The sequence below is a fragment of the Cognatiluteimonas weifangensis genome (genome assembly GCF_003416885.1).
GTDB lineage: Bacteria > Pseudomonadota > Gammaproteobacteria > Xanthomonadales > Xanthomonadaceae > Cognatiluteimonas > Cognatiluteimonas weifangensis.
This window is the reverse complement of record NZ_QVPD01000003.1, coordinates 180151-192053: the sequence shown is the minus strand read 5'-3', so window position 1 is coordinate 192053 and position 11903 is coordinate 180151. Positions and strand designations below refer to the sequence as shown.

The window sequence follows — 11903 nt, the reverse complement described above, 5'->3', positions numbered from 1 at the left end:
TGGGAGCGACGTCGGTCGCAAGGGCCGCCGGGTCGGTCCGCGGCGCGCGACCCGGCGTTGCGGCGGTCAATCGAGCAGGTCGTAGGCGGGCAGGGTCAGGAATTCTTCGAGCGTGGCGCTGCGGGTGAGTCGCTCCAGCAGCGCGATCGCAGCGTCGAGCTTGTCGGCGCCGGGCACGCGCACGCGCCCGCCGAGCTTGCCGGGCAGGCCGATCAGCGCGCGCTCGAACAGCACGAAGTCGATCGGGGTGCCGTCGTCCAGCTGCAGCGGCGCGGCGCCGCGGTCGCCGAAGTGCAGCCACTGCCACAGCTGCGCGCGCGCGATCTCGGCGGTGGCGGCGTCCTCCATCAGCCAGTGGATCGGCACGCAGCCGTTGCCGTCGAGCCAGGCGGCCAGGTAGCGCACGCAGACCTCGACGTTGTTGTCGAAGCCGGCGCGGGTGATGCTGCCGTGCGGGGTGCGCAGCAGGTCCGCGCGCGCGACCTGGACGTCGCTGCGGGCGACGTGCTGCTGGTGCGGGCCGGGCATGTCCGCGTCGAACACCGCGCGCGCCAGCGGGATCAGCGCCGGATGCGCGACCCAGGTGCCGTCGAAGCCGACGCGGACCTCGCGCAGCTTGTCCTCGCGCACCCGCTGCAGCGCGGCGTCGTTGGCGGCGGCGTCGCCGGCGATCGGGATCTGCGCCGCCATCCCGCCCATCGCGTGCGCGCGGCGGCGGTGGCAGGTGCGGATCAGCAGCTCCGCATAGGCCTTGAGGAACGGCTGGGTCATGGTCACCTGGCCGCGCTCGGGCAGCACCTTGTCCGGGTGCGCGCGCAGGGTCTTGATGCAGGAGAAGATGTAGTCCCAGCGCCCGCAGTTGAGGCCGACGATGCGGTCCTTCAGCGCGTGCAGGATCTCGTCCATCTCGAACGCCGCCGGCAGCGTCTCGATCAGCACGGTGACCTTGAGCTGGCCGTGCGCCAGGCCGAGCACGGCTTCGATCTGCGCCAGCACCGCGTCCCACAGCGCCGCCTCTTCCATCGTCTGCAGCTTGGGCAGGTAGAAGTAGGGGCCGCGGTCCTTGGCCGCCAGCGCGCGGGCGTTGTGGAAGGCGAACAGGCCCAGGTCGAACAGGCCGGCGGCCAGCGGCCGGCCGTCGACCAGGACGTGCTTCTCGACCAGATGCCAGCCGCGCGGGCGCACCAGCAGCACCGCCTGCTGCGCGAAGGGCTTAAGCACGTAGTGTTTGGAACCGTCGGGCGCCATCCAGTCCAGGGTCCCGGCGACGGCCTGGGCCAGCGCGCGCTGGCCGGCGACCAGGTTGTCCCAGGTCGGCGACGTGGAGTCCTCGAAGTCGGCCATGTAGCAGCTGGCGCCGGAATTGAGCGCGTTGATCACCATCTTCGGGTCGGTCGGCCCGGTGATTTCCACGCGGCGGTCCAGCAGCGCCGCAGGCAGCGGCGCCACCTGCCAGTCGGCGGCGCGGATGTCCGCGGTGTCGGTGCGGAAGTCGGGCAGGGCGCCGGCGTCGAAGGCGGCCTGGCGCCGGCGGCGGTCCGCCAGCCGCTGCTGGCGGGCGGGCTCGAAGCGGCGCTGCAGGTCGGCGAGGAAGGCCAGCGCGGCCGGGGTCAGCAGCACCTCCTGACCGGGGCTGCGGCCGCGGACCTCGACCCCGTCCATGCCGTCGGCCGCCGCCGTGTCCACCGCTACCGCCACTGCCGCCATGACCTGCTCCATCGAAAATCGGGAAGCAGCACCATCCGTCCGGGTGTGGTATTTGACAAACAATAGTTGTCAATACATATCATTGCCAAAATTTATATATTGGCCGAACCCATGGCCGAACGCAGCCCCGCAGCGCCCCGCTTCGCCTACAAGGCCTCGCGCCTGAAGCCGCTGCGGGCGTTCTGCCAGGTGGCGCGGCTGGGGTCGGTGTCGCGCGCGGCCGAGGCGCTGTACCTGAGCCAGCCGGCGGTGACCCTGCAGCTGCAGGCGCTGGAGCGCGAACTCGGGGTGCGGCTGCTGGAACGCACCGGCCGTCGCCTGCTGCCGACCCGCGAGGGCGAGGTGCTGTATGCGCTGGCGCGGCCGCTGGTGGAGGGTATCGACGGCCTCGGCGCCAGCTTCCATGAGCAGCTGCGCGGACTCGACGCCGGCGAGCTCGACATCGCCGCCGGCAGCTCGACCATCCTGTATCTGCTGCCGGGCCTGGTCGAAGCCTTCCGCGAACGCCACCCGGACGTGCGCCTGCGCCTGCACAACGTCACCGGCGCCGGCGGCCTGGACCTGCTGCGCTCGGACGCGGTGGACTTCGCGGTCGGCTCGATGCTGGAAGTGCCGGCGGACCTGGACTACGCCCCGGTCTACAACTTCGAGCCGATGCTGATCGCCCCGCCCGGGCACCCGCTGGCCGACAAGCCCGAGCTGCGGCTGCAGGACCTCTCGCCCTACGGCCTGATCCTGCCGCCGCAGCGGCTGACCACCTACCGCCTGGTGGACCTGGTGTTCCAGCGCAACCAGGTGCCGTACACGGTGGCGCTGGAGGTCGGCGGCTGGGAAGTGATCAAGCAGTACGTGGCGATGGGGATGGGGATCAGCATCGTCACCGCGATCTGCCTGACCGAGGCCGACCGCGCGCGGCTGGCGGTGCGCTCGCTGTCGGCGTATTTCCCCTCGCGCAGCTACGGCGTGGTGATGCGCAAGGGCAAGTACCTGTCGCCGCAGGCGCGCGCGTTCGTGGCGCTGATCCGCCCCGATTTGTTCGCGCCGCGCGACCACGACCAGAGCGGGCATTCGGCGCGCTGAGCGCGGGAAACGCACGGGACGATCTGCAGATTGGAGTCGGACGCGGGCTGCGCGCGCGCAGGGACAATCCGGGCGCTGCCGTCACCCCGCGAAGGGCAGGCTTCGACAGACGCGCGTCTGTCCATCCAGCTTCAAGCCGCCGGAACGAAGGCACGGCACCCCACGCATTCGCGGGGATGCCGGCAATCACGACGCTGCCTAAGGCAACGGCAGTGGATCCTCGCGGTAGATCGCCACGTGCGGCACGCCGTCGGCACCGATCCAGCCGCGGTACATGCCGCCGGTATTGAACGGGAACGCCACGCTGCCGTCCGCGCCCAGCGCGATCGCGCCGCCGTCGCCACCGGCCTTGGGGATGTCGCGGTTGATCACGCCGTCGGCCGCCCGCGCCAGCGGCTGGCCGTCCAGGCGCACGCGCGCGCAGATCTCGTGGGCGGCGGCGGTGCGGATGTAGAACTCGCCCCAGCCGGTGCCGGACACCGCGCAGCGCGCGTCGGCCCAGGTGCCGGCGCCGATGATCGGCGAATCGCCCACGCGCCCGTAGCGCTTGTTGGTCATGCCGCCGGTGGAGGTGCCCGCGGCGAGGTGGCCGCGCGCATCCAGCGCCAGCGCGCCGACGGTGCCGAAGTAGGCCTTGCCCGGCAGCACCAGCGGGGTATTCGACGCCTGCGCGTCCTGTTCTTCCTGCAGCGCCTTCTGCAGCGCCTGCCAGCGCTTCTCGGTGCGGAAGTACGACGGATCGACCAGCGCGATGCCCTGCTCCTTCGCGAAGAGTTCCGCACCGTCGCCGACCATCATCACGTGGTTGGACTTGTCCATGATCGCGCGCGCCAGCGTGATCGGGTTGCGCACCCGGTGCAGGCCGGCCGCGGCGCCGGCCTTGCCGCTGGCGCCGTCCATGATCGAGGTGTCCAGTTCGTTGCGGCCGTCGTGGGTGAACACCGCGCCGCGGCCGGCGTTGAACTGCGGCGCATCCTCCAGCACGGTGATCGCCGCGGTGACCGCGTCCAGCGACGAGGCGCCCGCCTGCAGCTTGGCGTGGCCGGCGCGCAGCGCCGCTTCCAGCGCGCGCTTGACCTCGGCCTCCTCGTCGGCGGTCAGGTCGCCCGGCTCCACCCCGGCGCCGCCATGGATCACCAGCATCGGCGTGTCCAGCGCCACCAGCACGCCATCGCGTACCGCGTAACTGCGCTGCGCCAGCGGCCGTTCCACCCGGCCTTCGGGCAGGCGCAGCAGCGAGTCCGCGCCGGCCACCACGGTGTCGACGCGGTCCAGGTTCATCGCCGCGTCTTCCGTCTGCTTCTGCGCAAAGCCGCCGCGCACCACGGTGGCGCCGGCGCCGGGGGCTGTGGCGTAGATGCGCGCGCTGCCGTCGCCCGCCACCGCCACCGCCGCGTCCTCGTCCACGCCCAGGCCCAGCAGCGGCTTGCCGGCCATGTGCTCGGCCTTGGCGAGGAAGGCGACCAGGCGGCCCAGCCGGGCGCGTTCGCTGAAGTGGGTGTCGGTGACGATGCCCTTGAGCTGCGCGATGTGCAGGAAGTCCGTCTCGATGGTGTTGCCGTCGCCCAGCGGGTCGGCCAGCGCGCGCGGGCTGGTCTGGCTGCCGCCGTCCATCGCCCCGTACAGGTATTCGCCGAGCATGGCCAGGCCGGCGCTGGTGCCGCCCAGCGGCTTGCCCGCCTTCACGTGCGCATCCAGCGCGGCGCCCACCGGGGTGCCACGCCAGTAGCGGACGTAGCGGGACTGGTCGCCGCCCGCCAGGAAGATGCCGTCGGCGCGCTTGAGCGCGGCCAGGATCTTCGGGTCGGTGGCGGCCTCGCGGTCCTTGAACACGAAGGTTTCGACCGACTTGATCCCGCCGACCTCGTTGAAGAATTCCTCGCCGATCTCGCCGCCCTGCGACGCGCGCAGCACCACGATGTGGCCGTTGCCGGCCTTCTCCATGAACCAGTGCATGGCGTCGAAATTGCGGTCGCCGCCGCCCATCAGCAGCAGGCCCGGCCGCACCTGGCCCGGCGTCGGCGCATCCGCGTCGCCGAGCAGGTAGTGGCGATAGCCGCTCGCGCCGGAGGCCGCCGCCACCGGCAGCGCCAACAGCAACGACAGGCACGCGCCCAGCAGCGCCCGCAACCAGCGCGCCCGGAACTGGCGCTTGCCGACGACATGTTTCATGCGATTCCCCCGCAGCCATGCGCGCCGCGGACAGCGCGGCCTCGTACAGGCTAGACGAACGACCGCCGGCTTTCCCCCGCGCGGTCGCGCCGTGGCGGCGCGCTCGCGGCCGGCGCCGATCGGCTATGGTGCGGCCATGGCGACCGCCCTGGACGACTGGTTCGTACGCGAGATCCTGGTCCACGAGCAGGCCCTGGCCGGCTATCTGCGCCGCTGCTGGCCGCACCGCGACGAGCTCCACGACCTGCGCCAGGAGGTCTATTGCCGCGTCTACGAGGCCGCCGCCCGGGCCGTGCCGGCGCAGCCGAAGGCGTTCCTGTTCGCCACCGCGCGCCACCTGCTGACCGACCGCCTGCGTCGCAGCCGGGTGGTGTCGATCGAGGCGGTGGGTGATTTGGAAGCGATGAACGTCTTGATAGACGAGGTCTCGCCCGAACGCTGGTGCGGGGGGCGGCAGATCCTCAAGCGCCTGGCCGAGGCCTTCGACCGGCTGCCGGACCGCTGCCGGGAAGTCGTCTGGCTGCGGCGGGTCGGGGAGCTCCCGCAAAAGGACGTGGCGCGGCACCTGGGAATCAGCGAGAAGACGGTGGAGAAACATCTGGCCAAGGGCATGCGTCTGCTCGCCGCGTACTTCTACGGCGGCGACGGCATTGCACCGCGGGCCGCGCCGGCGGACGCCACGCAGGCGACGGACGGACATGGCCAGCAGCGCGCGGATTGAACAGGCCGCCGCGGCCTGGCTGGCCCGCCGTGACAGCGGCGACTGGCCGGTGGCGGCGCAAGCCGAGTTCGACGCCTGGCTGCGGGCGGCGACCGCGCACCGGGTGGCGTTTCTGCGCCTGCAGGCGGCCTGGCAGGAAAGCGGACGGCTGGCGGCGCTGGGCGCGGGGCTGGCCGCGACGACCCCGCCGCCGCGCGGGCAGTGGCCCGCGGCCGTCGCCGAACCCGCGACTGCGGTCCGCGGTCCGACCCCCGCCGAACCTGCCGCCGCGCCGCCCGACCTGGCGCGGCTGGTGTTCGCCCCGCGCCCGCGCGACCGCTCGCGGCGCGCACCGCTGCTGGCCGGCGCCGCCGCCGTGCTGCTGCTGGCGGTCGCGCTGCTAGGCCTGGGCTGGCGCTACGGTGCGCTCGAGCAGGCCGACTACCGGACCGCGATGGGCGAGCTGCGCGAGCTGCGGCTCGGCGACGGCTCCCAGGTCACGCTCAGCAGCGACAGCCGCATCCAGGTGCGGTTGTCGCGCCGCGAACGGCACATCGAACTGCTGCGCGGAGAAGCCTTTTTCGCGGTCCGCAAGGATCGCCAGCGGCCGTTCGTGATCGCCGCCGGCAGGCGCCACGTGGTCGCCGTCGGCACCGCCTTCGCGGTGCGGCGCAGCCCCGCCGAACTGCGCGTGGTGGTGACCCATGGCCTGGTGCGGCTGGACTCGGGGCCCGATCGCGCCGGACACCCACAACCCAGCACCCTGCTGCCGGCCGGCAGCGTGGCCGTGGCCAGCGGCGCCGGCATCGTGGTGCGCACCGGCCCGGTGGCCGAGGCCGAGCGCCAACTGGACTGGCGCAGCGGCTTCCTCGACTTCCGCGACACCTCGCTGGCCGACGCCGCCGCCGAGTTCAACCGCTACAACACCCGCAAGCTGGTGCTCGGCGACGACGCCGTGGCGGCGCTGCGGGTCGGCGGCCATTTCCGCTGGTCCAACCTCGACACCTTCGTGCGCCTGCTCGAACTCGGCTTCCCGGTGCGGGTGGAGGCCGGGCGCGAGCGGATCGTGCTGCACAGCCGCTGAGGCGGGGCAGACCCGCGGGCGCGGCGGGATTTGCCGGCCTCGTTCGTCCTGATAGCCGAGGGCGCCATTCCGAGCGCCGGGGGGAGCACACCATGCGGTCGACCTTGCGTGTCCTGCTGTTGAGCCTGGCCTGTTCGGCCGCCCTGGCGGCCCAGGCGCAGACCCCCGCGCCGGCGCGGGTCGCGATTCCCGCCGGCGACCTGGCCTCGGCGCTGGGCGAGCTGGCGCGGCAATCCGGGATTCAGCTGGTCTACCGCGCCGACCAGCTCAAGGGGCTGCACACGCAGGGCGTCGAGGGCACCCTGAGCACCGACGAGGCGCTGCAGCGGCTGCTGCGCGGCAGCGGCTTCACCACGCGCCGCGACGTCTCCGGGGCGATCCTGGTCGTCCGCCAGACGCCCGCCGCGGCGCCCGCACCGCCGCCGCGCGCGCCTGCGGCCAGCGCCGGCCCCACCCCCTCCGCGGCAACCGCGGACGCCCAGCCGGTGACCGATCTGGCAAGCGTGCAGGTGCTCGGCTCGCGCATCCGCCGCGCCCAGGTCGAGGGCCCGGCCCCGGTGGAGGTCATCACCGCCGAGCAGATCCAGGCCAACGGCTTCACCAGCGTGCCCGACGTGCTGCGCGCGATGACCCAGAACAGCGGCGAGACCCAGAGCCAGCAGTCCGGCAGCGGCGCCGACTTCTCCCCGGGCGCACAGCAGGTCGACCTTCGCGGCCTCGGCCCCAACCACACCCTGGTACTGGTCAACGGCCGCCGCATCGCCGACTTTCCGCTGCCTTTCAAGGGCCGCAGCAACTTCACCGACATCTCCAACATCCCGCTGGGGATGATCGACCGGATCGAGGTGCTCACCGGCAGCGCCTCGGCGGTGTACGGCTCCGACGCGATTTCCGGCGTGGTCAACTTCGTGCTCAAGAAGCAGGCCGACGGCACCACGGTGGATCTGCGCCTGGGCGACACCAGCCGCGGCGGCGGCGAGTCCGTCGACCTGAGCATCTCCGGCGGCGTCTCCCGCGGCGCCTTCAACGCCGTGTTCGGCGCCGAGCTGATCGAGCAGAAGCCGCTGTGGGCCTACGACCGCGCGATCCAGGATTCCACCATGGACGCGCCGACCGAGCGCGCGCGCGTCTCCCGCCGCGCCTACCTGCGCACCGACTGGTGGGACGACTACATCGATCCGGGCCAGGCCACCTGCGACGGCCTGGCCGGGCAGAACGACGGCACCACCTATTACGCCTTCCGCCCGCGCTACGGCTATTTCTGCGGCAGCGATGAGGCCATCGGCTACGGCACCATCCTCAGCCAGCGCCGCGGCGTCAACGCCTACGCCTCGCTCAGTCACATGCTCGGCAACGGCAGCGAGTGGTTCGCCGACCTGCAACTGGGCTACCACAAGCTGGAGCTGTTCAAGGACGTGCGCGCGTGGTCGTACATGGCGCCCGACGGCAACGAGGCCGGCTACTTCTTCAACCAGGCCACCGACCAGGTGGAGTACTGGCAGCGCCAGTTCTCGCCGGAGGAAATGGGCGGCCTGGACAACGGCATGGTCCGCACCGCCCAGCGCACCTTCGGCCTGACCACCGGCCTGAAGGGCCAGCTCGGCGAGCACTGGGACTACGAGGCGGCCTTCAGCCATTCGCAGTACCAGGCGCGGATCGCCTGGCCGCAGATCGTCGCCGCCAGCGCCAATGCGCTGTTCCTGGGCCCGCAGCTGGGCGAGTACACCGACGACGACGGCAACGTGTTCCCGATCTTCGACGCCGACCCGCAGCGGCTGTACACGCCGCTGACCCGCGGCGAGTACGACGCGATCGCCGCGTACACCGTGTACCACCCGCAGTCGAGCACGCAGACGGCGTCGTTCACCGTGACCAACGCCGCGCTGTTCGCGCTGCCCGGCGGCGATGCCGGCTTCGCCGCCGTGGTCGAGGCCGGGCACCAGGCCTACGACCTGAACCCGGATCCGCTGGCCACGCAGTACTACTACTACAGCTGGAAGGACTCCGACGGCCACGGCAGCCGCAACCGCTGGGCGGTCGCCAGCGAGTTGCGGATGCCGGTGCTGGACACGCTCAACCTGAGCCTGGCCGCGCGCTACGACCAGTACCGCTATTCGGGGACCAGCACCGGCAAGCCCACCTACAGCGCCGGCGTGGAATGGCGCCCGCTGGCCAGTCTGCTGCTGCGCGGCTCCTGGGGCACCGCCTTCCGCGCCCCGGACCTGCACTACCTGTACTCCGGCCCGGGCAACGACGAGACTTCAGGCATCGACTACTTCGGCTGCCTCAGCGATGCCGCCGACGACTGCTCGGACTACGAGGAAGGCCTGATCCGCAGCCGCGAAGGCAACCCGCGGCTGCAGCCGGAAACCAGCACCTCCTGGACCGCCGGCCTGGTCTGGTCGCCCGGCGAGCGCTTCGACGTGTCGCTGGACTACTTCGACATCGACATGCGCGAGCAGGTGCAGGACATGAGCGTGGACGCGATCCTGCGCGACGAGGCCAGCTGCCGGCTCGGCGCGCTCGACCCGGCTTCACCGACCTGCGTGGATGCGCTGGCGCGGGTGACGCGGACCAGCGACGGCCGCCTGTACGGGATCCACGTCAATCCGGTCAACGTCGCGCGCGAGCGTACCAGCGGCGTGGACCTGGGCCTGCACTACAGCCTGGTCACCGCGATCGGCGAGTTCCGCTTCAGCGGCAACCACTCCTGGGTGCGGATGCACGAGTTCCAGCAGTTCGCCGGCGACCCGGTGGAGGACGAGTTCGCGGTCAACAGCGGCTTCGACATCCCGCGCAGCAAGTCCAGCGCCAGCGTGACCTGGTCGCGCAACCGCTGGTCGGCGACCCTGCACGGGCAACGGCTCGGCAAGCTGCCCAACGGCTGGTCCTACGACCAGGTGTGGGAGGACGGCGACCCGGGTCCGATGATCGAGGCCACCTACCGCTACAACGCCTCGCTGCGGTTCCGCCTCACCGAGCGCGCGCAGCTCGCGCTGTCGGCCACCAACCTGTTCGACAAGATGCCGCCGAAGGATCCGACCTACACCGCCTATCCCTACTACGACATCAGCTGGTTCGATGCGGTCGGGCGCACGGTGTACCTGCAGTACACGCACAAGTTCGGCGGCGCACCGCTGTAAGCCGGGGCCGGCGCGCGGCGGGCGGTTCCGCCGCGCATCCGGCGCATCGGGCGGCGGCGCCTTACTTCGCCGCCTGCGCGATCAGCGCATCCAGGTGCATGGCCTTGGCCAGGGCGACGGACCCGTCGTTCGAAAGATGCCCCTCGTCGCGGTACAGGAAGGTGCCCCCGAGTTCGGTCCGGCATTCCTTTTCGTCGCACAGGAATGGGTCGAAGGACACGACCTCGACGTCGGCACGCGTGCGCACCTGCTGCAGGAAGGCGAAAACCTCGTGCTTGCTCGCATGGTATTGCGCCACGGGGATATTGCAGTCGATGAACCTGCCGAACAGCGTGCGGTTGCGCGCTTTGCGTTCCAGGCAGTGGCTGTAGTCGAAGCCGGTGCTCGGCGGTGGAGCGACGATGGCCACGCGCCTGCCCAGCGTGCGGATCCGGGCGATCGTGGCGACCAGGGCATCCAGCGCCATCGCCGCGTCCGGCTCGACGATCCGGGCGTGGCCGTCGACCACGTGCAGCATCCGTCGCGCCGGATCGAAATACTCGTAAAACGGGCTGGACAGCACGACAGTGCGGATTTCCGGGTGCGCGGCGAGGTGCGCGATCACCGAGTCGTTGAAGGTGAGACAGCGCTCGGCGAACTCGCGGGTGTATTCCTGATGGATCTGGGCGAGCCCCAGCAGCGGGCCGCATGCGCTCTTGGTCGCCTGCAGGATGCCGCCGCGCATCGTCGCCGCCAACCCGGGCACCAGGTGCATGGCGAACGAATCGCCCCAGACCAGCGTCGTCGGCTGCCGCGCATTGCTGCAGCGCTGGGTGTATTCCAGCCGCCGGTAACCATCGCAAACGTCATCGAAGCCGACGTTGTCGCGGCGCAGCCACGCGTAATCGACCGCCGGCCCGCTGGCCTGTCGGGTGCTGGTGCGGGCGGCGATGGTAAACGGCACCAGCGCCAGGCACAGCGAAGCGCCGACCGCCGCCGCCATCCAGCGCCGCGGGTAACGAAACTCGAGCTGGCGCACCGGCCGCTCGACATAGCGGTACAGGGCAAAGCCCAGCAACAGCGCCGTCACGGTCGCAGCCGCAAGTACTTCCGGCCCCGGCTCGCCGAACGACGGATCGCCTGCGTACACGTTGTTGAGCAGGGCGAAGACCGGCCAGTGCACCAGATACAGCGAATACGAGGCATCGCCAACCTTGGCCAGCGCATCGGGAATCGGACGATCCTGCAGTGCGTCGTGCCGGCGCACGATCACCAGCAGCGTCGCCACGCAGACGATGGCGATGTTGACGAAGTCCGGCCCCGGCACGGGCCAGACCGGAATCGCGACCAGCGCTGCCAGCGCCGGCAGGAACAGGCGCGCGATCCATGCGCGCAACACGTCGCTGCGTACCGTCCCCAAGGCCGCCAGCGACCCGATCGCCAGTTCCCAGATGCGCGTGGGCAGCAGGTAGAACGCCGCCTCCGGGCGCGCGAAGGCCCAGGCCGCGCACAGCGCGAAGCTGGCGCCGAGCAGCAGCAGGTTGCCGACGAACCAGAACCGCCGCGGCACCAATGCCATCGCCGCGGGCAGCAGCAGGTAGTACTGCTCCTCGATCGCTAGCGACCACACATGCAGCAGCGGCTTGAGTGCGGCGGCACCCTCGAAGTAACCAGTCTGGTGCAGCAGCACGAAGTTGCCGGTGAAGCTCACCGCACCGGCGAGCTGCCGGGTAAAGTCCCGCCACTCGCTGGCGTCGAGCACGAAGAACGCCGCCAGCGCGGTCGCTGCGAAAGTGACATAAGCAGCCGGTAGCAGCCGCTTGGCGCGCCGGAAGTAGAAGGAGGCGAAGCGGAAGCTGCCGCGCCCGATGTCCTTGGCCAGCATCCCCGTGATCAGGTAACCGGAGATCACGAAGAAGATGTCGACGCCGAGGTAGCCCGCGCCGATGAAATCGGCGCGGGCGTGCTGCAGGATGACCAGCAGCACGGCCAGTCCGCGCAGCGCCTGGATGTCGGTCCGGAACGTCTTCACGTCTGC

General features: G+C 71.2%; 7 protein-coding genes and 1 pseudogene. 4 read left to right on the top strand and 4 right to left on the bottom strand.

Annotated features, from left to right (window positions below; translation table 11 throughout):
• Positions 1 to 66 precede the first annotated feature (66 nt).
• The gene (gene aceB, locus D0Y53_RS04200; RefSeq protein ID WP_117202068.1) at positions 67 to 1707 is read right to left on the bottom strand and encodes a malate synthase A; all 1641 of its coding nucleotides are present in this window, start codon (positions 1705 to 1707) and stop codon (positions 67 to 69) included.
• Between the two features lie 111 nt (positions 1708 to 1818).
• Here aceB and D0Y53_RS04195 point away from each other — a divergent pair, with 111 nt between their 5' ends.
• Complete coding sequence (locus tag D0Y53_RS04195; RefSeq protein ID WP_117201947.1) at positions 1819 to 2787, top strand: LysR family transcriptional regulator; 969 nt, start codon at positions 1819 to 1821, stop codon at positions 2785 to 2787.
• A gap of 198 nt (positions 2788 to 2985) precedes the next feature.
• On the opposite strand, the gene D0Y53_RS13030 is transcribed toward D0Y53_RS04195, so the two are convergent.
• Together D0Y53_RS13030 and D0Y53_RS13025 are read right to left on the bottom strand one after the other, a co-directional pair.
• Positions 2986 to 3930, bottom strand: a complete 945-nt coding sequence (locus D0Y53_RS13030) for an isoaspartyl peptidase/L-asparaginase family protein (protein WP_233511652.1) — start codon at positions 3928 to 3930, stop codon at positions 2986 to 2988.
• 480 nt (positions 3931 to 4410) lie between these two features.
• A pseudogene (locus D0Y53_RS13025) lies at positions 4411 to 4731 on the bottom strand (Type 1 glutamine amidotransferase-like domain-containing protein); the annotation flags it as partial.
• Between the two features lie 364 nt (positions 4732 to 5095).
• Here D0Y53_RS13025 and D0Y53_RS04185 point away from each other — a divergent pair.
• The 3 genes from D0Y53_RS04185 (at position 5096) to D0Y53_RS04175 (ending at position 9886) form a co-directional block, all read left to right on the top strand.
• Complete coding sequence (locus D0Y53_RS04185) at positions 5096 to 5680, top strand: RNA polymerase sigma factor (RefSeq protein ID WP_117202067.1); 585 nt, start codon at positions 5096 to 5098, stop codon at positions 5678 to 5680.
• Positions 5658 to 6743: a FecR family protein gene (locus D0Y53_RS04180; protein WP_117201945.1), complete on the top strand. Its 1086-nt coding sequence runs from the start codon at positions 5658 to 5660 to the stop codon at positions 6741 to 6743. Before D0Y53_RS04185 ends, D0Y53_RS04180 begins: the two co-directional genes overlap by 23 nt.
• Positions 6744 to 6835: 92 nt before the next feature.
• A complete protein-coding gene (locus tag D0Y53_RS04175; protein ID WP_117201944.1) occupies positions 6836 to 9886 on the top strand; it encodes a TonB-dependent receptor in 3051 nt (1016 codons plus the stop codon).
• A 61-nt stretch (positions 9887 to 9947) separates the two neighbouring features.
• Here D0Y53_RS04175 and D0Y53_RS04170 read toward each other — a convergent pair whose 3' ends face one another.
• Positions 9948 to 11897, bottom strand: coding sequence for an acyltransferase family protein (locus tag D0Y53_RS04170; RefSeq protein WP_158550568.1), 1950 nt, complete (start codon positions 11895 to 11897; stop codon positions 9948 to 9950).
• Between the last annotated feature and the right edge of the window lie 6 nt (positions 11898 to 11903).